This is a genomic window from Pseudoalteromonas sp. NEC-BIFX-2020_015 (assembly GCF_012952265.1).
Lineage (GTDB): Bacteria > Pseudomonadota > Gammaproteobacteria > Enterobacterales > Alteromonadaceae > Pseudoalteromonas > Pseudoalteromonas neustonica.
In genome coordinates, this window is sequence record NZ_JABCJL010000004.1 from 182,430 (window position 1) to 205,780 (window position 23,351).

Sequence of the window (23,351 nt, forward strand, 5' to 3'; positions counted from 1 at the left end):
ATGCAATTACATAATTTAAAAGATGATTCACAAAAAGTGTCGTTTGTTGATGCAGTTAAAACAGGTTTAGGCCGAAACCAAGGCGTATTCTTTCCTGAATCCCTAGCGCCACTGGCGGACATTGATGCTTTACTTGATATGGACTTTGTTAGTCGTAGCAGTAAAATTTTATCGCATTTAATTGGCGATGAGTTGCCCGCGGATACTGTTGCGCAAATGGTGCAAAATGCGTTTAACTTTCCAGTAAAACTGGTTGAAGTAGAAGAAAATATTTATTGTTTGGAATTGTTCCACGGTCCAACACTTGCCTTTAAAGACTTTGGTGGCCGCTTTATGGCTGAGTGCTTAGCACAATTTAGCCAAGGTGAAAAAACTACAATACTAACAGCAACCTCTGGTGACACAGGTGCAGCTGTTGCTCATGCGTTTTATAATAAACCAAATATTGATGTGGTGATCCTTTATCCAAAAGGGAAAATTTCTCTAGCGCAGCAAAAACTGTTCACTACATTGGGGAATAACATTCATTGTTATGCAGTTGATGGTAGTTTTGATGATTGCCAAGCGATGGTAAAAAATGCATTTTTAGATGATGAAATTAAATCTCGACTAGGTTTAAACTCTGCTAATTCAATTAATATCAGCCGTTTAGTTGCACAAGTTTGTTACTACTTTGAAGCAATTGCACAATTACCGAAAGAAAAACGTGCTAACGCGCATATCTCTGTGCCAAGTGGTAATTTTGGTAACGTGTGTGCGGCAATGATCGGTGCTGTTATTGGTTTGCCTGTCGCTAAACTCAGTGCAACAACGAATCAGAATGATACTGTACCGCGCTTTATCCATGATAAAAACTGGGCACCTAATGCGACGATAGAATCACTTTCAAACGCAATGGACGTGAGTAAACCTAATAACTGGCCACGAGTGCAAACCATGTTAGATAATAATTGGTTTAGTTATGATGACTTTTATTCAACCAGCGTTGATGAAAGCAATACACAAACAGTGATGAAAAAAATTCAACAAACGGGCTATGTTGCAGAGCCTCACACAGCAATAGCTTATCAGGGACTTAAAGCTAATTTAGCACAAGGAGCGGCAGGGGTGTTCTTAGCTACAGCGCATCCAGCTAAGTTTAAAGATAGCGTAGAAGAGATTTTAAATATAGAGCTCGATATGCCAAAACCATTAGCGGATGCATTAGCTAAGCCATGTTTGGCTGAAGATATTGCAGATGACTACAGTGTGCTTCGCGATATTTTATTAGCTAAATTAGGCTAATTTTTATAATTAGATAAAGTTAAAACAAAAAAGCGATAATACATTATGTATATCGCTTTTTTATTGTAAAAATATTCAAACTTAGACCATGGATCGTGAACGACGATTTAAAATACGTAAACATAAAATTAAAATGCCAATCAAACAGATCATCGCGCCCGCAAGTGTAACGAGTTGATTGGGTACCCGACTAACTAGAATTAGACCAGTAAGCAACAGAATGAAGGGCTTAAATTCATAATAATAATAGTGTTTCCTTACTTTTTTTCGGTTTACTTTATGATCTATACGGCGCGCATTAGATCGCAGACGCCAAATGTTTGCGCCATTTAAGAACAAAGCAATGCCGATAGCCGTCGGCAATAGGGTAGTCGAGAAAAGAATGCAAAACCCACCAAAAATAAAATAGCAGTAGGGAATAAATTCGTAAATAGGTTTAGCTAACATAATAAGCCTATGATCATCCATGATTACATTTCGTACAATAGTAGTGTAAATAGAAACAAATGCAATAAATTAACACATTAAAAATACAAATATTTAGTTGTTTTATTTATTAGTATTATTTATGTTTCTATAAAAAAATATCATTACAAAAACACTGTGAATTAAATTCAATCCCTGTTTAAATATGTTCATCTTTACACCGTAGTCAAATTGACGTTTTCAGCGTACAATATTGCCTTTAAAAACACCATACACGTTGCCCTAGGAGCCCCCATGTTAGAACGTAGCATGAATATTTCGGATTTTGATCCAGAGTTATTTGACGCAATCAACAAAGAGACTGCTCGTCAAGAAGAACACATTGAGCTTATCGCATCTGAAAACTACTGTAGCCCACGCGTACTAGAAGCGCAGGGTTCACAGTTAACAAATAAATATGCTGAAGGTTATCCGGGCAAGCGTTATTACGGTGGTTGTGAGCACGTTGACGTGGTTGAGCAACTAGCGATTGACCGTGCAAATGAATTGTTTGGTTCTGAATACGCAAACGTTCAGCCTCATGCTGGCTCACAAGCAAATGCCGCTGTATTTTTAGCGCTATTAGATGCTGGCGATACGGTACTTGGTATGAGCTTAGCTCATGGTGGTCACTTAACGCATGGTTCACATGTGAGCTTCTCTGGTAAGCTTTATAATGCAATCCAATACGGACTTGACGAAGCAACGGGCGAAATTGATTACGCACAAGTTGAAGCGCTAGCACTTGAGCATAAACCAAAAATGATCATCGGTGGTTTCTCAGCATACTCAGGTATTGTTGATTGGGCTAAATTCCGTGAAATCGCTGATAAAGTAGGCGCTTACTTGTTCGTAGATATGGCTCACGTTGCTGGTCTTATTGCTGCAGGCGTTTACCCAAGCCCAGTACCACATGCACACGTTGTAACTACTACTACGCATAAAACATTAGCAGGTCCACGTGGCGGTTTGATTATTTCAGCTTGTGGCGACGAAGCTATTTATAAAAAGCTTAATAGCGCTGTTTTCCCAGGTGGCCAAGGTGGTCCTTTATGTCATGTTATTGCTGCAAAAGCAGTGGCATTTAAAGAAGCACTACAACCAGAGTTTAAAGTATACCAAACTCAAGTTGTTAAAAATGCCCAAGCAATGGTTGCAGTAATGCAAGAGCGCGGCTACAAAATAGTGTCTGATAAAACAGAAAATCACTTGTTCTTACTTGATTTAATCAATAAAGACATCACTGGTAAAGATGCAGATGCAGCTCTGGGTAATGCGAATATTACAGTGAACAAAAACTCAGTACCAAACGATCCACGTTCACCATTTGTTACCTCTGGCCTGCGTATTGGTTCACCTGCAATCACACGTCGTGGTTTTAAAGAAGCTGAATCTAAAGAGCTAGCGGGCTGGATCTGTGACGTGCTAGACAACATTACTGATGAGTCAGTACAAGCACAAGTTAAAGAAAAAGTTAAAGCAATCTGTAAAAAATTACCTGTTTACGCTTAATTATTAAGCCCACTGTAATTCAGATCACAATAGCGACGTTTTTTGCTATTATAAAGGCCGCCTTAAAGCGGCCTTTTTTGTTTTTAATGGAAGCTGATACCTATGCATTGCCCATTTTGCACCGCAAAAGATACCAAAGTAATTGACTCGCGTTTAGTTGGTGGTGGCCACCAAGTTAGACGACGCCGTGAATGCAATGAGTGTCATGAACGCTTTACCACCTTTGAAGGTGCTGAACTTGTGATGCCTCGGGTAATTAAACAAGATGGCAGTCGCGAACCTTTCAACGAAGATAAACTTCTCAATGGTCTACACCGCGCATTAGAAAAACGTCCCGTTAGTACTGAGCAGGTTGACGAAGTTGTCAATATTATCAAATCTCAACTACGAGCAACGGGTGAGCGTGAGATATCCAGCCACTTAATTGGTGAGTGTATTATGGAAGCGCTTAAAAAACTCGATAAAGTCGCCTATGTACGTTTTGCTTCTGTGTATCGTTCGTTTGAAGATATCCGTGAATTTGGTGAAGAAATCGCCCGCTTAGGGGAGTAAAATGAGTCAAAACGTATTATTCACAGAGCAAGATCATCAATTTATGGCACGGGCTATTGAACTTGCCAAGCAAGGACGCTTTACAACAACACCAAATCCTAATGTTGGCTGTGTGCTAGTTAAAGGTGGTCAGATTATTGGTGAAGGCTTTCATCAATTAGCTGGGCAAGGTCATGCTGAAGTCAATGCGTTAGCAATGGCAGGTAGCCAAGCCAAAGGTGCCACTGCGTATGTCACACTTGAGCCTTGTAGTCATTTTGGTCGCACACCTCCGTGTGCCGAAGGCCTAAAAGCCGCGGGCGTGATAAAAGTGATTGCCGCGATGGTTGATCCAAATCCACAAGTGGCAGGTAAAGGTCTCGCAATTTTAGCTGATGCAGGAATTGAGGTTGCATCAGGGCTATTAGAGCAACAAGCTAAACTATTAAACCGTGGCTTTTTAAAGCGTATGGAACAAGGCATGCCATTTGTTACCTGTAAAATGGCGGCAAGTCTTGATGGTAAAACGGCCCTTAAAAATGGTCAAAGTAAATGGATTACGGGCTCTAAAGCTCGTCAAGATGTGCAACTTTATCGTGCACAAAGCTGCGCTATTTTAACGGGGGCAGATACCGTTTTAGTTGATGACGCCAAGCTTAATGTTCGTATTGATGAATTGCCAGAATCATTACCCACAGAGTTGCCTTTGCGTCAGCCAGTAAGAATTATTATTGATTCACAAAATCGTTTAACTCCTGAACTGGCTTTGTTTAGTATAGAAAGTGAGGTAATTATTCTTACCACTGAGCTTGATAAATCAAAGCAATGGCCTCATTACGTAAGCCATATTGTAGTGCCAAAACAAAATAATAAGGTTGATTTACTGGCCGCTCTCAAGCTTTTAGCACAACGCCAATTTAATCATATTTGGTTAGAGGCCGGTGCAACCCTTGCGGGGAAAATGACAGAGCAGGGGCTTATTGATGAATACATTATTTATTTCGCACCTAAATTGTTAGGTAACGATGCCAAAAGTTTATTAAATTTTGCAGAACAGACAAATATGCAAGATGTGGACAACTTAACAATTAGCGAATGTGCACTAATTGGTGATGATATTCGTATCACAGCTGCGCGGTGTTTAAATACAGCGCCTTAACCTACTATTGAAGAGCAACCTTATGTTTACTGGTATAATAGAAGCAACAGGCACAATTAGTAAATTAGAACAAAAACAAGGTGATTTAGCCATTCGCATTCAAAGTAGCAACCTTGATATGGCCGATGTGAATTTAGGTGACAGTATTGCAACCAACGGCGTATGTTTAACGGTTGTAGCAAAGCACAGTGATGGTTTTAGTGCTGACTTGTCAAACGAAACGATAAGCTTAACCGGGTTTGCTCATTATAAACAAGGGCAAACGGTTAACCTTGAAAAAGCCATGCAACCTGTATCTCGTTTAGGGGGGCACTTAGTCTCTGGGCACGTTGATGGTATTGCGACTATTACAGCTATTACGCCCAATGCGCGCGCTGTTGAATATTGGTTAAGCACCGATGCGCAACTGATGAAGTATATCCCGTATAAAGGCTCGGTATGTATTGATGGTATTAGCCTAACGGTTAATGCGATAGAAGATAACAAATTTAAACTGACTATCGTGCCGCATACGAGTGAACAAACAACCATTGCTGATTTTAAAATTGGCACCCAAGTGAATTTAGAAGTTGACCAAATTGCTCGTTATTTAGAGCGCTTGATCAAAGGGGCAGAACAACCTGCCGGTTCAGATATTTCGATGAATTTACTTGCCCAAGCGGGTTTTATTAAGTAGCCCCAACTCCACAACTTACACGAGCAGATTATGAATTTACACAGCGCACAAGAAATTATTGATGACATTAAAGCCGGTAAAATGGTTATTTTGATGGACGATGAAGATAGAGAAAATGAAGGCGATTTAATTATCGCAGCCGAACATATAAGTGCTGAAGCGATTAATTTTATGGCCACTCATGGCCGCGGCTTAATTTGTTTAACAATGACACAAGAACGTTGTGAGCAGCTTGATTTACCATTAATGGTTAAAAACAATGGTGCAGCATTTTCGACTAACTTTACAATGTCTATCGAGGCATCTAAAGGTGTTACCACGGGGATTTCTGCTGCAGATCGCGCGCGTACTGTACAAGCTGCGATAGCCAAAGGTGCTGTGCCAAGTGATATCGTGCAACCGGGTCATATTTTTCCAATTATGGCGCAACCGGGTGGGGTGTTAACCCGTGCAGGTCATACTGAAGCTGGTTGCGATTTAGCGCGTTTAGCTGGGCTTGAAGCATCGTCAGTAATTGTTGAAATTCTTAATGCCGATGGCACTATGGCGCGCCGTCCTGATTTAGAAATATTTGCCGAGCAACATAACATCAAAATTGGCACCATTGCTGATCTTATCGAATACCGTAACATTAACGAAACCACTATTGAGCAAGTCGCGAAATGTAAATTGCCAACAGAGCATGGAGAGTTTGATTTAGTAACCTATAAAGATACTATTGACGGCCAGCTGCATTACGCACTATTAAACGGTGACGTTAAAGCGAATGAACCAACTTTAGTACGTGTTCATCTGCAAAGTACTTTTAATGATATTTTGTTATCAGATCGCAGTGCTGATAGAAGTTGGGGCTTATCAGATGCTATGGCCTATATTGCTAAGCACCAAGGTGTGTTAGTAATTCTTGGTAAGCAAGAATGCACTGATGAATTAGAAGCCACGGTTAAAGCGTTTGCAGCAGAAGATGCTGGCGAAACTGTTGCACACCGTAAGTTTCAAGGTACATCGCGTACTGTAGGTGTCGGCTCACAAATCTTGGCTGATCTGGGAATTGAAAAAATGCGCTTAATGAGTCGCCCTAAAAAGTACCATGCGCTGTCGGGCTTTCACCTTGAAGTAGTTGATTACGTAGAACCAGAATAAGCTCAGGCCTGTTTCTGGTTTTAGATTAATAAACTTTAATTATGAAAGGCAAACAGGCTCTAGGCTATTATTTTATTTATATGGTATGATGCGCAGCAATTTTTGCGCAATCGCAGCCGCTTAAACTTATTTTTTAGGGTTATCGAATGAAAATTATTGAAGGTAATAAATACGCTCCGGGTAAGAAATTCGCAATTGTTATTTCTCGCTTTAATGACTTTATTGGTAGCAGCCTTTTGGCAGGCGCTGTTGATGAATTGAAACGTACAGGTGGTGTATCTGATGATGATATTACCGTAGTTTATGTACCAGGTGCGGTAGAATTACCTTTAGCAGCGAAACGCGTTGCAGCAAAAAAAGAGTATGATGCAATCATCGCTTTAGGCGTCGTGATCAGAGGTGGTACGCCACATTTTGATCTTGTTGCTGGCGAATCAAATAAAGGCTTAGCGCAAGTGTCGCTTGAGTATGATATCCCGGTTGCATTTGGCGTATTAACCACAGAAAGCATTGAGCAAGCGATTGAACGCGCGGGCACTAAAATGGGCAACAAAGGCGGCGAAGCTGCTCTAGGTGCACTTGAAATGGTTAATGTGTTAGATAAAATTTAAGTTTAAGGAATTTTTGTGAAACCAGCAGCAAGGCGTAAAGCACGTATTTTAGCACTTCAAGCCGTTTATTCTTGGCAATTAAGTGGCAATGCAATTGCCGATATCGAACAACAAATGTTGATCGAAAATGATGTGACTAAAATTGATGTTGAATACTTTAAAGATCTTTCGCGTGGTGTTGCTATAAATCATAAGCAACTAGACGAAGCAGTCTCTCCACATTTAACGCGTCCTTTCGACGAGTTAGACCAAGTTGAACGCGCTATTTTACGTTTAAGCAGCTATGAGCTGAAATTCCGTGAAGATGTACCTTATAAAGTTGCTATCAACGAAGGTATTGAGCTTGCTAAAATCTTTGGCGCAGAAGACAGTCATAAGTTTGTTAATGGTGTACTAGATAAAGCAGTAAAGCATTTACGTAAGTAATGCGACTGCAAAGAGGAGAGCCGGCATAGGCCGGCTTTTTTGTGTATGAAGGAATTTGAATTAATTAATCGCTACTTTAAAGGTCGCGGTATAACTCGTCGCGATGTTAATTTAGGGATTGGTGACGACTGTGCTTTGGTGACTGTGCCGCAAAATTGCCAGTTAGCTATTACCACAGATACACTTGTTGCGGGCGTGCATTTTTTTGATGATATAGCTCCGCGCGCGCTAGGCCATCGTGTACTTGCTGTAAACTTAAGTGATCTAGCGGCAATGGGCGCTGAGCCGACCTGGGTTTCGGTTGCTTTAACATTGCCAAATATAGACGTCGAGTGGTTGGAAGAGTTCACTGAGGGCATGCATGAAATTGCTGAGTACTTTAATGTACAAATTATCGGTGGTGACACTACACAAGGCCCTTTAAGTATTACTATTTGCGCCAAAGGTATTGTGCCAGAAGGTAAAGCGCTGCGTCGTAGTGGTGCTAAAATAGGTGATTGGATTTATGTTACTGGACCTCTAGGCGATGCGGGTTTGGCTATAGAGGCTCGAAAACAAGGTTTAAATATAGCGCCAGAACACCTAAGATATGTTAATCAGCGGTTTGATTATCCAACTCCGCGCGTTGCTGCAGGTCAAGTTTTACGTGGTTTTGCATCTTCAGCGATAGATATTTCTGATGGTTTATTAGCTGATCTTGGTCATATAGTTGGTATGTCACAGGTCAATGCGAGCATTAATGTTAATAATATTCCAACCTCAGATGCAATGCGCGCTACTTTGAAACGAGATCAACAGCTGCCTTTTATTCTTAATTATGGCGATGATTATGAGTTGTTATTTACTGTACCTGACAGTAATAAAAGCATGCTAGAAATGAAATTACGTCAATATGGTGTCGATGCGAGCTGTATTGGTCAAATAAAAAGTGGTGAAGGGCTAATTGAGCTAATGCTCGACGGTAATAAATTAGAATATGACCGTACAGGCTTTGAACACTTTACCAAGGAGTCGGTTTGAATAACCCCTCAAAATTTAATTTAAAACGTCCACATCAATTTTTTGGTTTGGGTTTTGGCTTAGGACTAGCACCTAAAGCCCCCGGTACTTTTGGCACGTTTGCAGCATTGCCGTTTATTTTTATCACTATGCATTATCCACTGTGGTTACAAATCGTTTTTGCTGTAGTTATAAGTGTTTTTGGGATATGGGCATGTGGCAAAACCGCAGATGACTTAGGTGTGCACGATCATCCTGCGATTGTGTGGGATGAAGTTGCCGGGTTTTACATTACCATGATTGGTGCTGCGCTGAGTTGGCAATCTCTGTTAGTTGGTTTTTTATTGTTTCGCTTTTTTGATATTTTTAAGCCTGGCCCTATTCGTTTACTTGATAAGCGTGTGCATGGTGGTTTTGGCATAATGGCTGATGATATTTTAGCGGGTATATTTTCATTAATTTGTGTTCAAGCATTGTTCAAATTGGGCTATTTACCGCTCTGATCGTCTTAGGTTTAAAGCTTTATATTAAATAGTTCATTTAACAAAGCAGCGTTGGCGTTTATAGAATCACATGGATGGGGAAATGGCGGTGCAGGAGCAATAGTCGAATTGTTTTAGGATTATTTTTTTGATCACTATAATCGACCACTTGCTTAATACAATTGGTATTCGTTCTTTGCAATAAGGTGTTGACGTTATGATGCGATTTTTATTGGTTGTTACCGTGCTGCTATGCAGTATGCCGAGCAAGGCATCAATTACAGACTATGTTGTAAAGCAATGGAATACACAAAATGGTTTGCCTTCACAATCACTTAAAAGTGTTGTGCAAGATGAGCAGGGTTATATGTGGTTGGGTACTCAATTTGGTCTGAGCCGCTTTGATGGTAACACCTTCACCAACTACAACACCTTAAATAGCCACTTTTTGCCAAGTAATGGTATTAATAAATTGTTAGTCGATAGCGATGGTTATTTATGGATTGGTACCAAAGATGGTATTGTTGTTATTGATCCAACCACCATGGCTGCGCAACAATTTAATGTTAAAGGCCCTGTACGAGATGTACTCGAAGATGGTAAAGGGAGCATCTGGATTGCTGCTAATGGCTTATATTATGTGCCTCGAAACCAAATTAGTTTAAGCCTAGATACAAGTAATCAAGTCTTAGCAGCAAACGCTACCCCTATCACACAAATTGTTGGTTCAGTCAGTAAAATGGCCTTGTCATCAGATGGGATATGGCTAGTAAATGAACGTCACTTATTACGGTTAACTAACTCATCCTCTGATTTTGCTAAATTACGCTTAGAACTTACTGCTAAAGTCTCCTTACCTGAACGATTAGCACAAACGATTATTCACGACTTAGCTTGGCTTGAAGGTAACTTGTATTTGGCTTCCGAGTTAGGCGCTTACTTTTTAGACCTTGATGATGAACTAAGATCTTTTCCCCTCCCAAATGCAAATAATTCTGCTGTTTATAAATTTATGAGTGACTCTGATGGGGCGCTCTGGATTTCAACGTACGGACGTTTATTGTTTAGGGATAATTCGGGCGACTGGCAATGGGTTGAACCCAGTCAGCTTGACCAAAGCATTTGGTTTGCGGACTTATACCGTGATAAAGAAAACAACATTTGGCTTGCCAGCTTTAGTGAGGGGTTATGGCTTGCTCATGAAGGGAGGATTGAACGTCATTCTGCAATATCACAAATGACAGAAGCCGTTATGGCTATTAGCCAAGCACCGGATGGACGATTATGGGTCGCTAATCGAAGTGGCGTAGGCTACTTTGATTTAGATAAAAACTTTATAAATAAAATACCGAGCAATCAATATGGCCGCGCGGCAGTTCATGATTTACAGTTTGATGGCGATAGACTTTATATAGCAACAGGGCGAGGTGTTTTTTTCTATGAAAATAAAACGTTATACACAGTCCCTGGGCGTGCACTAAAAGATAACCCTGTATTTGCGATCAGTCGCTCCAACAAGGGAGGCTTTTGGATTGGTACAGGCCGAGGTATGTATAGATTGAGCTACGGTGGCTTAACACCCTTTGCTTACAATGCATTTTTAGGCAGTAAGTTTATTACTTATGTGCTCGATAAGGCAAACTTTGGCCTAATAGGAACAAGTAAAGGGGCGTATTATTTTACCGATCGTGGTATTGAAAAAATAGGTGATCAAACAAGCTTAGAAAGCGCCTATATTACGAGTATCTTACATATTGATGGTGTAGGTATATTAATAGGTTCGTTAAATGATGGGTTATTTTATCGCAGTACTCAAGGGCAGTGGCATCAACTTGATGCGTCAAATGGCTTACCATATGGGTCGATTTTTAGTTTGCGTTACGATGAAAAACTAAAGCGTATTTGGGTTAGCACCATGAAAGGTGTGTATCGAATGCCGGTTGAGCAATTTAGTGGCGACATTGAAAGTTTAAAAGTAGAGCAAGTGATATCTTCTTTTGATCGCCAATTAGATGGTAAAGCAAGTCAGTGTTGCACTGGTTTAGGTCATGATGCTGTTGCTGAATCAGGTAATTCGATGTGGTATCCGAGTTTACAGGGTGTTGTTGAAATACCTAAAGATATTGAACTCTTCGGTATTAAACCTTTACGTCCAAAAGTCGAAAGTTTAAATACTGGGTTACGTACACTCGCTACGGCAGCTTTAGGAGATAATCCTGAGCTTGAAACCGATGAGCGGGATATTACGCTTAAATACACAGCGATAGATTATTCTGCGCCGACGAGTATTGAATTTAGGTATCGACTTAGTGGTTTAGATAGTGATTGGCGTTATGCCAATACTCGTCGTGAAGCCATTTATACTAATTTACCGCCAGGGCCATTCTTATTTCAACTTGAAGCAAAGCGACAAGGTGAAGATTGGGTTAAGGCTCAAAGTACCGAATACGCGTTTGTAGTACCAAGACGTTTTGATGAAACCATTTATTTTAGGTTACTCATTACCAGCAGCTTTATTTTGTTATTCTACCTTGTGTTTTGGGTGTTTAGAAAGCAAGAACGACGTAAGCAAGCAGCTCTTGAAAGTCAGGTAACTGAGCGCACAACAGAGCTACGTGAAGCTAATGATAAGCTTAACCAAGTTAACTCCCAGCTAAAACTTGTAAGTCACTCAGATGAACTTACAGGGCTTAGGAGTCGTCGCTTTTTGTTTGATCAATTACCAAAAGATATTGAGCATTTCCAACGTAATTCTCAGTCGTTACAAGCGCAGGGGAAATCTTTAGTTTTACTTATTATTAATTTTGATAATTTTAGCCGCATAAATGATGCTTATGGCCCGTTAGGTGGAGATAGTTGTTTACAACAAATGGCTGCATTATTGAATACCCGTACACAGGGCTCTGATTATGTTGCTCGTTGGAGTGGTGATGAGTTTTTATTATTACTACGAGATTTCAAACGTGCATCAATTGATAGTTACGTATCAGAGTTGTGCAAAGCCGTTGCCTCTCATACCTTTAAATTACCCAATGGCAGTAATATAAATTTAACAGCATCAATCGGTTTTTCATTTTACCCATTACCACTTTTAGGTGGGCAAGTAATTGGCTGGGAAACCTCTGTCAATCTAGCAGATATTGCTCTACAGCAGGTCAAAAAGCGTGGTGGTGACGGGGCTGCTAATATTACGTTTGATGAACAGCTTGATGCATTTGAATTTGAACAAACTCATAATGTTGAACAACAACTCAGTGTTTTACAGGCAAATGGTCTCGCCGATATAAAAATTTGGATGCGATAAGGCAATTTAAAATATAAAAAAGGAGCCCTTAGGCTCCTTTTTTATTTCTGTGACACGAGGAAATTAATCAGGTAATTAATCAATAAACTGTTTAATTGCAGTGAGAATACCTTGCTCTCCTAGCCCCATTTCATCATGCATTTGCTCTTGTGTACCATGCTTGATGAATTCATCTGGAATACCTAAGTTTAAAATGTTAGCGGTTGCTTTCATAGCTGCTAAATATTCATTAACCGCAGACCCAGCACCACCGACAATCGCATTATCTTCAAGTGTAACGATAACGTCATGCTCTGCTAATAATGTGTCTATTAAGACGGTATCAAGCGGTTTAACAAAGCGCATGTCAACGAGACTAGCACCTAGTTCATCTGCGGCTAATTGTGCATTTTCAAGTAACGTACCAAAAGATAAAATTGCGATTTTAGTCCCTTGTTTAATGACTCGGCCTTTACCAATCTCAAGTTCACTCATTTGCTCACTGATCTCAGTCGTGCCAGCACTACCACGAGGATAACGAACCGCAACAGGGCTGTTACAACGATAGCCGGTATACAACATTTGACGGCACTCATTGGTGTCACTAGGTGTCATGATAATCATATTTGGAATGCAACGCATGAAACTTAAATCGTATGCGCCTTGGTGGGTTTCACCATCAGCGCCAACAATACCCGCACGGTCTATAGCAAATAGTACAGGGAGATTTTGCAACGCAACATCGTGAATGAGCTGATCATACGCACGCTGTAAAAAACTAGAGTAAATTGCAACAACCGGTTTCAGCCCTTCGCATGCAAAACCAGCCGCTAAAGTAACAGCGTGTTGTTCAGCAATGGCAACATCAAAATATTGTTCCGGATACTCTTTTGAAAATCGAACCATGCCTGAACCTTCACGCATGGCCGGGGTAATTGCCATCAACTTTTCATCTTGGCTTGCCATATCACATAGCCAATCGCCAAATACTTTAGAGAACGTGGCTGCGCTTGGTTTGGATTTTGGTAGGCTTGAAATAGCAGGGTCAAACTTAGGTACGCCATGATAGCCAATAGGATCAGCTTCAGCTGGTTTATAGCCTTTGCCTTTTTGAGTTTTAATATGCAGTAACTGCGGGCCTTTTAAATTACGCATGTTACGTAGTGTATCAACCAGCATATTCACATCATGGCCATCAATTGGGCCAATATAGTTTAAACCGAGTTCTTCAAAGAAAGTTCCCGGGATAACCATGCCTTTAAGATGCTCTTCCATTCGACTGGCTAATTCCTTCACTGGTGGCACACCAGATAAAAGTTTTTTACTACCTTCGCGAATATTTGTATAAAAACTGCCAGATAAAATCCGTGCAAAATGATTAGTTAGTGCGCCAACATTTTCCGAAATCGACATTTCGTTGTCATTCAAAATGATCAACATGTCAGATTTAACATCACCTAGGTGATTCATTGCTTCAAATGCCATACCCGCAGTAATTGCCCCATCGCCAATAACAGCGACGGTTTTACGGCCTTTCCCTTCTTTTTGAGCAGCAATCGCCATTCCTAATGCTGCTGAGATTGAAGTACTTGAGTGACCAACACTAAAAGTATCGTATCGGCTTTCTTCGCGAAAAGGAAAAGGGTGTAAGCCATCTTTTTGACGAATGGTATGCATTTGGTCACGCCGACCAGTTAAAATTTTGTGCGGGTAGGCTTGATGGCCTACATCCCAGACTAAACGATCATCAGGTGTGTTATAAACATAATGAAGTGCTACTGTAAGTTCTACAGTGCCTAAGCCTGACGCAAGGTGGCCACTGCTTTGCGAGACTGAATTAAGTAAATATTCACGCAACTCATTGCTAAATGCAGGTAATTTTTCTTGCGCTAAATCACGCAGTTGGGCTGGTTCATCAACCAAACCTAATAATGGATACTTGCTACTATCAAGTGTCATGATTTTTAATACATCCTTCGCTAACCAGAGGTCATTATAGCGCAATGTTACTCTGATTTTTTAGTTATTTTGTACGTCATTGTTTACTCATTGTTGAGCTATATTTAATAATCGCGTTCAACAATATATTTTGCCAAGTTTTCGAGCTCACGTGTATCAGCATCAATTTCAGCTAGCGCATTGAGTGCTTGATTGAGTAATGATTGTGCTTTTTCTTTTGCGCCATCTAAGCCCAATATTGCAGGGTAAGTTGCTTTATTTGCTGCGATATCAGAGCCTTGCGGTTTTCCGAGTGTGTATGTATCGCCTTCAACGTCTAGGATATCGTCTTGTACCTGAAAAGCCAACCCAATTGCATTTCCAAAAATTCTTAGCTGCTGTAGTGTACGCTCATTTGTATTTATAGAACACATGGCACCTAGCGCTATAGCGCAGTTTAATAATGCACCTGTTTTTAAATTATGCATGCGTTCGAGTTCAGATAAGCTAATCACTTTATCCGTAGCAGCAATATCTAACGCTTGCCCACCAACCATACCCTCAATTCCAGATGCTTTAGCCAATACGGCAATCATTTTTAATTGTTGCTGAGCAGGCACTTTAAATTGATGATTGGCAATTAATTCAAATGCTAATGTTTGTAGTGCATCACCTGCCAATATAGCTTGTGCCTCACTATACATTATATGGCATGTTGGCCGACCACGGCGCAAGTCATCATCATCCATTGCAGGTAAATCATCATGTACAAGCGAATAACTATGAATACATTCTATGGCAGCTGCGAGAATATCAAGATCTTGTTTGTTTGCGCCTAGCATTTTCCCCGTGGCGTATACCAAAAATGGGCGTATACGTTTGCCACCATTTAAAACACCATAATGAGTTGCATTTTTAATGGTTTCGTCTGTATCTAGAGGCTGTTTAAAATACTGATTAAGGGTTGTTTCAACATCGTGTTGAGCCTGTTTTATTTGTTCTTTTAATGGCACCGATTAATCCAAATCATTATCAAAAGTTGTAAGCGCTGATTGGTTATTATTACCCATTAGAATAGCTACTTTTTGCTCTGCTTGTTGTAGTTTATTCGATGATGCCCCCGCTAGTGAAATCCCACGTTCGAACTGTTTTAATGACTGCTCAAGAGATAACTCTCCTTGCTCCATTTGTGTGACGATTAATGAAAGTTCTTCGAGTGCTTGCTCAAAACTGAGGTTTTCTGGTTTTTTAGTCGCCATACAGAATTTAACTTAGATGATAGAAATTTGAGGCCAATTTTAGGGGGAATGCTAAACTAGGTCAAAGACTGATGTGTTTTTTTTAATTAATAATTGGTTTTGCTCGTAAATACATTGGAGTATAAGAATAGGTTAATGCGAGATTTACTGTAATACTTAATTAAATTGAACAAAATACAGCTCGATATTCTTAATTTATTTATATGAAATGATTTAAGTATTTCAATAAATTGCCGATAAGCGCTTAATAATAAAAATTTGTTGTCAGTGGCAGCAATGTATCGATTCCTCTGGAGGGATAAGTGGATTTAGCAACCATAATAGGTATTCTCGGAGCTATTGGCTTAATTGTCATGTCCATGTTTATGAGTAGTAGCGGTGAAATGGCGATGTTTTACAATACACCGTCAGTGGTTATCGTATTTGGCGGTTCACTGTTTATTGTTTTATCTAACTTTACAATGTCTCAGTTTCTTGGAATAGGTAAAGTTGTAACCAAAGCATTCATGTTTAAGATTGAATCTCCTGAAGAACTTATTGAAAAAGCAGTTGAACTTGCTGATTCAGCACGTAAAGGAGGGTTCTTAGCACTTGAAGAGGCTGAAATCCCTAACGGATTTATGCGCAAAGGTGTCGATATGCTTGTAGATGGCCACGATGCTGATGTTGTGCGCGCTACATTACAAAAAGATATTTCTTTAACCCTTACTCGCCATGAAACGGGGGCCGGTTTATTTAAATCACTGGCTGATATAGGCCCTGCAATGGGTATGATTGGTACGCTCATTGGGTTAGTGGCAATGTTGTCAAACATGGATGATCCAAAAGCGATAGGACCTGCAATGGCGGTAGCGCTTTTGACCACATTATACGGCGCATTTTTAGCGAACGTTGTAGCAATTCCAATTCAAGTGAAATTAGAGCTGCGTAAAGAAGAAGAAGCAATGAACCAGCGTTTGATTCTAGATGCAGTTTTGGGTATTCAAGATGGCCAAAACCCAAAAGTAATAGAAGGTATTTTGAAAAACTACTTACCAGAGTCAAAACGTAAAGTGGATACTGAGGAGTAAGCATGTCTGATCAAGAGTGCAAATGCCCACCACCTGGTCTGCCCGCATGGATGGGAACCTTTGCTGATTTAATGTCATTGTTGATGTGCTTCTTTGTACTTTTGCTCGCGTTTTCAGAAATGGATGTCCTCAAGTTTAAGCAAATTGCGGGTTCGATGAAGTTTGCTTTTGGTGTTCAAAATAAAATAGAAGTTAAAGATATTCCAAAAGGAACGTCCGTGATTGCCATGGAGTTTACCCCCGGTAAACCTGAGCCAACACCTATAGAGACAATTCAGCAACAAACCGTCGAAATGACACAGCAAATGCTAGAGTTTCAAGCGGGCGATGAAAGCTCTGCAGGTGGTCGTCAAGAGCAGCGCGGCGATAAGCGTGGTGGTGAATCTCAAAGTACTGCACAAGAGCAGTCATCAGAGCAATCAACAGCGGCGGCTGATCAAGAACAAGTAAATGAACTCGTTAAAAAAATTGCTCAACAGTTGGAGCAGCAAATCATAGATGGTGCAATAGAGCTTGAATCACTTGGTCAGCAAATTATTATTCGGATCCGTGAAAATGGTTCATTTCCTTCAGGTAGCGCATTTTTACAACCTAAATTTAAACCAATTATTCGTGATATTGCGACGTTATTAAAAGATGTGCCAGGTGAAATTACAGTCTCTGGGCATACCGATGATTTTCAAGTTTCTAATGAGTTATATACCAATAATTGGGACTTGTCATCTAAGCGTGCTGTTGCCGTTGCCACAGAAATGCAAAAAGCACAAGGGTTTGATAAAACAAGAATGATGGTTGTTGGTCACGCAGAAACCCGCCCATTAGTGCCAAATGAAACGGATACTGATAGACGCCGTAATCGGCGTGTTGAGATTTCTATAATGCAAGGTAAAGCGAAAGAATCAGATCCAATAGAAGTTCGTTAATGATACTTGGCAAAGTACTTTTTTTAGCATAAAGTAAATTTTCCTTAACAAGTGTAACGGAGTGACTTATGAGAAAAATAGACAAGTATAGCTATATGCCAGGTAATGGCGGTGGCAATGACGATGATGATAAGAAACCAGATAAAAAATAGCTATGGCTGATTGGTTTTTGAAGTTTATTTTAATTTTGGAAAATAGCTGGGTGTTTATTTTAAGCCCAGCTATTTTTGTTTTCTATTTACGTAAAGATTTTTTTGCACTTCGTTTTGTTTCGATAACCGCCGCTTTTTTTCTTTACGGTACGCTTATACACGATCCTTTAAAAAATTTAGATGACGGTATATATGTATATCGGTATGTCGTTTGGGCATTCAATGATCTAGCTTGGATGGCATTAATTGCATATCTAGCCATTAAAGATAAAGTGTATTTATGGCAAAGCATATTGGGGCAATTAGTGGTTTTAGGGGCCCCAATTTTACAGTTGTTTAGGCTGCTTGATCGCCACCTTTGGGATCTTTCATATAGTACTATGATGTATAAAACATTATTACCTATTATAAACATAGCTACGGTGGTTGTGTGTTATCTACCATTAATATATTTAGTTTTAAAAAAGCGCGATATGACCTCACAAGCTTAATAATTCCCCATCTAATTTACCTGTGCTAAAATACTGTTTATATAAACAGTTGTTGTGGCGCGTTATTATGAAATTATACATTGCTGAAAAACCCTCACTTGGTCGTGCAATTGCCGATGCGTTGCCAAAACCCCATAAAAAACATGACGGCTATATTGAAGTTGCTAATGGTGATTGTGTTTCTTGGTGTATAGGCCATTTGCTAGAGCAAGCAGAACCAGATGATTATAACGAGCAGTATAAAAAATGGCGCTTTGATGATTTACCCATAGTCCCTGAACAATGGCAATTAAAAGCTAAACCAAAAACCCGCAAACAACTTACGATACTTAAAAAGTTAATCAAACAAGCTGATCAACTAGTTCACGCTGGCGATCCGGACCGCGAAGGTCAGTTACTGGTGGATGAAGTAATCGAACAAGTAAAATTATCACAAACTAAAAAGCAGAGTATTCAACGCTTATTGATTAGTGATTTGAATGTGAGCGCAGTTAAAAAATCATTGCAAAATGTGCGCTCAAATCGAGATTTTATTCCGTTAAGTGTATCTGCTTTAGCCCGCTCTCGAGCAGATTGGCTGTTCGGTATGAACTTAACGCGTGCCTATACACTTGCAGGTCAAAAAGCAGGGTTTGGTAATGTATTATCGGTAGGTAGAGTACAAACGCCTATTTTAGGTTTAGTGGTAAATCGCGATAATGAAATAGCTAACTTTATAGCGAAGCCATTTTATGAAGTATTTGCCCATCTAAGCACAGAAAATAAAGAGACATTTTCTGCAAAGTGGCAACCAAGTAAAGCCTGTGAACCTTATCAAGATGAAGAGGGAAGAGTACTTCACCGTGGACTTGCTGAAAATGTTGCGTCACGTATTTCTAATCAACCTGGTGAAATTACAGCGCTTGAACAAAAGCAGAAAAAACAACAGGCCCCTTTGCCATATAATTTATCAGCATTACAAATAGATGCTGCCAAAGCATTTTCAATGCCTGCACAAAAGGTATTGGATATTTGCCAAAATTTATATGAGCGTCATAAGCTCATTACCTACCCCCGTTCAGATAATCGTTATTTACCTAAAGATCATCATCAAGAAGCTGCGAGTATAATAAAGGCAATTGTTATTAATGGTGGTCAAAGTGATGCAAATTGCCAAGGCGCTGATATTAACAAACGCGGTAAGTGTTTTAACGACAGTAAAGTTGCGGCGCATCATGCTATTACTCCTACAGCTAAGCAGCTAAAGTCAGTAAGTTTGAATGCGGAAGAAAGTAAAGTGTATGGATTGATCTGTCGTCATTATCTAATCCAATTTTATCCTGACTATATTTATAACGAAACAAAAGCAGAAATAACAATTAATGGTGGTGTTTTTAAAGCTAACGCAAAGCAAGATGTGAGTTTAGGTTTCAAAGTACTGATGGGAAAAACAGCATTAAAAGATGAGCAGATCTTACCTCCTTTAAGAAAAGGTCAAAAGTTACATTGTGAGCGGGGCGAAGTTATCGATAAAATGACCAGCCCACCGGCCCATTTTAATGATGCTACATTGCTTGGCGCGATGACAGGCATTAGCCGTTATGTTAAAGATCCAGAGATTAAAAAAATATTAAAAGAAACGGATGGCTTAGGAACCGAAGCAACCAGAGCGGGTATTTTAGAATTGTTATTTAAAAGGCAATTTTTAAAGCGCCAAGGCAAACTTATTTTAGCAACTGATACAGGTAAGGCATTGATCAGTGCGTTGCCACACGGTTTAGCCAGTCCAGATTTAACTGCAAAATGGGAAGCGTCACTGAGCAATATTGCAGAACAACAAATGAGTTATCAACAATTTTTAAATCCTTTATTAGCTGATTTAGTAGGATTTGTTGAATTAGCCAAAAATTGTAACAGCAACGTGTTTGCGCAATTACCAAAAACGTCGCCAAAGCGACGTTTTAAAAGAAAAGCCAAACCAAAAGCCAAAACTGCATAAGTTTATTGGTTAAATAAAGCCACCGCTGCATTACTCATCGCGGTAATACCCGTTGGGATTGCAGTTTTATAGTCAGGAGCAAATTTACTGGAATGCAGAGAAGGTAAAGTTGCCCCTGATTTTTGAGCTGCTAGATAGTGGCCTTGCTCTACACCACCTAACCAAAATAAGGTAATAGGAATTTTTTTATCTGTGCGGCCATATAGGCCAAAATCTTCCCCAGCCATAACTGCTTCTGTTTCTAGTACATTACTCTGGCCAATTGCGGCGCTAATCGCACTGCGTACAAGATCAGTTTGAGCTGGATTATTATAAGTTGAAGGGATCGACTCATCTTCGTGTACATAAACAACGGGTAATAACTCTTCAGTTAAGCCCGCACTAAACGCAATACCACTACTAATACGTTTGATCGCTGCAATTTGTTGCTCGCGAATTTTAGGGTTATAACTACGTAATGTTAGTTGTAGTTTCACCTCATTTGAAATGACATTATGTTTTGATCCACCATGGATTGAGCCTACCGTAATTACTGATGGTTCAAGAGGAGATAATTCACGACTAGTAATTGTTTGCAGCGCCAAAATTATTCGTGATGCAATCACCACAGGGTCAACTGTCAAATGTGGATAAGCGCCATGACCACCTTTACCTTTGACAGTTATATCCACTGAATCTACACTTGCCATAGTATATTCATTCTTCATGCTTACTTTACCAGCAGGAACACCGGCACTAACATGTAAAGCAATTACATGATCAGGAGTAGGGTATTTGGTGAATAAACCTTCTTTAAGCATCGCTTTTGCGCCGCCACCTACTTCTTCTGCAGGTTGTGCCACCATCATCAAAGTACCTTGCCAAGCACCTTTATGCAGCATTAATTGTTGTGCAGTGCCGATAAACGAACTCATATGAATATCGTGACCACAACCATGCATTACTCCAACCTTAGCCCCTTCGTCATTTATTACTGTTACCTTTGATGCGTAAGCTTTGCCCGTTTGTTCTGTAATTGGCAAGCCATCGGTATCAGTACGGATCATAACTGTTGGGCCATCACCATTTTTATACATGCCAACGACACCGTAGCCGCCTATGTTATCGGTGACTTCAAAGCCAAGCGTCCGTAATCCCTTTGCAAGCTTAGCTCCCGTTTGTTGTTCATGGTATGAAAGTTCGGGTGATTGGTGTAAATCTAAGTAAAACTTTTCAATAGCAGGCATCGTTTTATCTAACTCCAGATCTAACGTTGTTGAGCTTGCAAGTGGACTAAGCAGTATAAGTGCAGCATATAGACTATGAAATTTCATAAAATACCTTTTTGGTTTATGGCTTGTAATTATTATGTTTGCCTCCATATAAAACCCTAAATAGTCTGATATGGCAATCAATCGCAATGAATAATATGGTAAATGTTAATCCGCAAAATCTTCAGCAAGTTCTGGGTGAAACATCACAACAAAAACTAGTTCTATTAAGCTTTTTCTCAGCACAAAGCCCTGAGTGTCAGTCTCAAGCTGCTATTTTACAAACAATAGCAAAAGATTATGGTGACTATATTTTGATCGCCACATTAGATTGTGATGCAGAGCAAGCACTCGCAGCACAACTAGCACAGCAAGTTGGGCTGCAAACGTTACCAACATTAGTATTATTGAAAGATTCAGCCCCAGTCGATGTATTAGCTGGTGCACAAGCTGAAACTCAAATAAGAGAAGCATTAAGTAAGCACTTACCACAACCTCACGAAATGTTGTTAGAGCAAGCCAAGCAAGCACTCATTGCACAAGATTTAAATCAAGCGTTTAATTTTGCTAAGCAAGCGTATGAATTGGATAACACCAATGCGCGTATAAAATTAGTATTAGCAGATATCTGCATTCAAATACATAAGCTCGATGATGCACATGCATTATTAGGCTCGGTGGATGAAACAGACCGAGATGCATATTTTACAAATATTCAAGCAAAGTGTGAGCAAGCTCTTCAAGCACAAGAATCGCCAGAGCTAAAAGCACTTCAAGCGAAAGTTGAAAAATATCCTAATGATCTTGAATTAAAAGTAGAGTTAAGTGCAGCATACGATCAAGCTGGCAAGAAAGAGCCTGCATTAGAATTACTCTTTACTGTATTGAAAAGAGATTTGAACTTTGCCGATGCCAAAGTAAGTTACTTAGCTATTATAGCCTCTTTACCCGGTGGTGATAGTTTGGCTGCTAAATACAGAAGAAAGCTATACAGTATCTTATATTAATCAATTTATAGCTGAATTTTAGAAAGCGCCAAAGTGGATGGCGCTTTTTTGTATTAAAAACTTGCGAAATACTAATAATCGACAATACTGAAGATCCTCTTTGAGAACGTTGGTATGTATTTTATACAGATAACTAAGGGTTTTATGCTGTTTAGCTCATAAACTGAACGAACGGTGCGTTATTTCAAGTTTTCTTCAAATAACGCTTGCGTAAAATCATCCGCGCCCTATAATGCGACCCCACTGAGACGGCAGACAGCAACGCTTAGCGGGGCAAGAGTTAATCAGTAAGTCGAGTAAAACTTGAGTTTGAATTTTTATAAAGTTTAAATTTAAGTGTTGACAAAAAAAGTGGAAAGCGTAATATGCGCAGCCCTAGCGAGATAAAGTTTAACTTTAACCGCAACGTTCTTTAACAATATAAAGCAATCATCTGTGTGGGCACTCGTACAGATTGAGTTCTAACAGCCGAGCTTAACTTTCTTTTTAGATAGCTAAGCAAGGCAAAAAATTTAGAGTCTCAATGTGATTTCTCGAAAGAGAAACTGAGTGACCAACAGAATAGTTATTTTTAATAATTATTCGGCACAGTCAATTCAATATCGAAAGATATTAAATAAATTCAGAATTCATTGAGCAGGTTCTTCATTCTTTATTGGATGAGAACAGAAAAAACTTTTAATTGAAGAGTTTGATCATGGCTCAGATTGAA

20 protein-coding genes are annotated in these 23,351 nt (G+C 39.7%); 16 read left to right on the forward strand and 4 right to left on the reverse strand.

The features are described 5' to 3' along the window. The 11 genes from thrC to HH219_RS04930 all read left to right on the forward strand — a co-directional run bounded on the left by thrC (position 1) and on the right by HH219_RS04930 (position 12,592). Complete coding sequence (thrC, locus tag HH219_RS04880) at positions 1 to 1,284, forward strand: threonine synthase (protein ID WP_054206157.1); 1,284 nt, start codon at positions 1 to 3, stop codon at positions 1,282 to 1,284. A gap of 720 nt (positions 1,285 to 2,004) precedes the next feature. Next, positions 2,005 to 3,261 carry a serine hydroxymethyltransferase gene (gene glyA, locus HH219_RS04885; RefSeq protein WP_054206156.1) on the forward strand — a complete coding sequence of 419 codons (1,257 nt, stop codon included), beginning with the start codon at positions 2,005 to 2,007 and terminating at the stop codon, positions 3,259 to 3,261. Positions 3,262 to 3,363: 102 nt separating this feature from the next. Then, a complete protein-coding gene (gene nrdR / locus HH219_RS04890) occupies positions 3,364 to 3,813 on the forward strand; it encodes a transcriptional regulator NrdR (RefSeq protein ID WP_016708083.1) in 450 nt (149 codons plus the stop codon). Position 3,814: 1 nt separating this feature from the next. Then, positions 3,815 to 4,951 carry a bifunctional diaminohydroxyphosphoribosylaminopyrimidine deaminase/5-amino-6-(5-phosphoribosylamino)uracil reductase RibD gene (gene ribD / locus HH219_RS04895; protein ID WP_169326804.1) on the forward strand — a complete coding sequence of 379 codons (1,137 nt, stop codon included), beginning with the start codon at positions 3,815 to 3,817 and terminating at the stop codon, positions 4,949 to 4,951. Between the two features lie 22 nt (positions 4,952 to 4,973). Then, on the forward strand, positions 4,974 to 5,627 hold the full coding sequence (locus HH219_RS04900) for a riboflavin synthase (protein ID WP_054206154.1): 654 nt from the start codon (positions 4,974 to 4,976) through the stop codon (positions 5,625 to 5,627). Between the two features lie 30 nt (positions 5,628 to 5,657). Beyond that, positions 5,658 to 6,770: a bifunctional 3,4-dihydroxy-2-butanone-4-phosphate synthase/GTP cyclohydrolase II gene (gene ribBA, locus HH219_RS04905; protein ID WP_054206153.1), complete on the forward strand. Its 1,113-nt coding sequence runs from the start codon at positions 5,658 to 5,660 to the stop codon at positions 6,768 to 6,770. 146 nt (positions 6,771 to 6,916) lie between these two features. Beyond that, positions 6,917 to 7,381, forward strand: coding sequence for a 6,7-dimethyl-8-ribityllumazine synthase (ribE, locus tag HH219_RS04910; protein WP_016708079.1), 465 nt, complete (start codon positions 6,917 to 6,919; stop codon positions 7,379 to 7,381). Between the two features lie 15 nt (positions 7,382 to 7,396). After that, positions 7,397 to 7,807 carry a transcription antitermination factor NusB gene (gene nusB / locus HH219_RS04915; RefSeq protein WP_054206152.1) on the forward strand — a complete coding sequence of 137 codons (411 nt, stop codon included), beginning with the start codon at positions 7,397 to 7,399 and terminating at the stop codon, positions 7,805 to 7,807. Positions 7,808 to 7,852: 45 nt separating this feature from the next. Then, on the forward strand, positions 7,853 to 8,827 hold the full coding sequence (gene thiL / locus HH219_RS04920) for a thiamine-phosphate kinase (RefSeq protein ID WP_054206151.1): 975 nt from the start codon (positions 7,853 to 7,855) through the stop codon (positions 8,825 to 8,827). After that, positions 8,824 to 9,309, forward strand: coding sequence for a phosphatidylglycerophosphatase A (locus tag HH219_RS04925; protein WP_054206150.1), 486 nt, complete (start codon positions 8,824 to 8,826; stop codon positions 9,307 to 9,309). The genes thiL and HH219_RS04925 overlap by 4 nt, the downstream gene beginning before the upstream one ends. A gap of 196 nt (positions 9,310 to 9,505) precedes the next feature. After that, complete coding sequence (locus HH219_RS04930) at positions 9,506 to 12,592, forward strand: ligand-binding sensor domain-containing diguanylate cyclase (protein ID WP_054455238.1); 3,087 nt, start codon at positions 9,506 to 9,508, stop codon at positions 12,590 to 12,592. 75 nt (positions 12,593 to 12,667) lie between these two features. Here HH219_RS04930 and dxs read toward each other — a convergent pair whose 3' ends face one another. The 3 genes from dxs to HH219_RS04945 form a co-directional block, all read right to left on the reverse strand. Continuing rightward, complete coding sequence (gene dxs / locus HH219_RS04935; RefSeq protein WP_169326805.1) at positions 12,668 to 14,530, reverse strand: 1-deoxy-D-xylulose-5-phosphate synthase; 1,863 nt, start codon at positions 14,528 to 14,530, stop codon at positions 12,668 to 12,670. Between the two features lie 104 nt (positions 14,531 to 14,634). Then, on the reverse strand, positions 14,635 to 15,522 hold the full coding sequence (gene ispA, locus HH219_RS04940) for a (2E,6E)-farnesyl diphosphate synthase (protein WP_054206147.1): 888 nt from the start codon (positions 15,520 to 15,522) through the stop codon (positions 14,635 to 14,637). 3 nt (positions 15,523 to 15,525) lie between these two features. Beyond that, positions 15,526 to 15,768: an exodeoxyribonuclease VII small subunit gene (locus HH219_RS04945; protein ID WP_054206146.1), complete on the reverse strand. Its 243-nt coding sequence runs from the start codon at positions 15,766 to 15,768 to the stop codon at positions 15,526 to 15,528. A gap of 302 nt (positions 15,769 to 16,070) precedes the next feature. Here HH219_RS04945 and pomA point away from each other — a divergent pair, with 302 nt between their 5' ends. From pomA to HH219_RS04965, 4 genes are all read left to right on the forward strand, one after another. Beyond that, complete coding sequence (gene pomA / locus HH219_RS04950; RefSeq protein ID WP_054206145.1) at positions 16,071 to 16,838, forward strand: flagellar motor protein PomA; 768 nt, start codon at positions 16,071 to 16,073, stop codon at positions 16,836 to 16,838. 2 nt (positions 16,839 to 16,840) lie between these two features. Then, on the forward strand, positions 16,841 to 17,761 hold the full coding sequence (locus HH219_RS04955; protein WP_054206144.1) for a flagellar motor protein MotB: 921 nt from the start codon (positions 16,841 to 16,843) through the stop codon (positions 17,759 to 17,761). A 154-nt stretch (positions 17,762 to 17,915) separates the two neighbouring features. Beyond that, positions 17,916 to 18,404 carry a hypothetical protein gene (locus HH219_RS04960; RefSeq protein ID WP_054206143.1) on the forward strand — a complete coding sequence of 163 codons (489 nt, stop codon included), beginning with the start codon at positions 17,916 to 17,918 and terminating at the stop codon, positions 18,402 to 18,404. A gap of 67 nt (positions 18,405 to 18,471) precedes the next feature. Beyond that, positions 18,472 to 20,382 (forward strand): DNA topoisomerase III, encoded by a 1,911-nt coding sequence (locus tag HH219_RS04965; protein WP_169326806.1) that lies wholly within the window; start codon positions 18,472 to 18,474, stop codon positions 20,380 to 20,382. A 2-nt stretch (positions 20,383 to 20,384) separates the two neighbouring features. Here the strand turns inward: HH219_RS04965 and HH219_RS04970 are convergent, their stop codons facing one another. Beyond that, positions 20,385 to 21,695, reverse strand: a complete 1,311-nt coding sequence (locus tag HH219_RS04970) for an amidohydrolase (RefSeq protein WP_169326807.1) — start codon at positions 21,693 to 21,695, stop codon at positions 20,385 to 20,387. Positions 21,696 to 21,781: 86 nt separating this feature from the next. On the opposite strand from HH219_RS04970, the gene HH219_RS04975 reads away from it, so the two are divergent. Further along, positions 21,782 to 22,639: a tetratricopeptide repeat protein gene (locus HH219_RS04975; protein WP_169326808.1), complete on the forward strand. Its 858-nt coding sequence runs from the start codon at positions 21,782 to 21,784 to the stop codon at positions 22,637 to 22,639. The last annotated feature ends 712 nt before the right edge of the window (positions 22,640 to 23,351 follow it).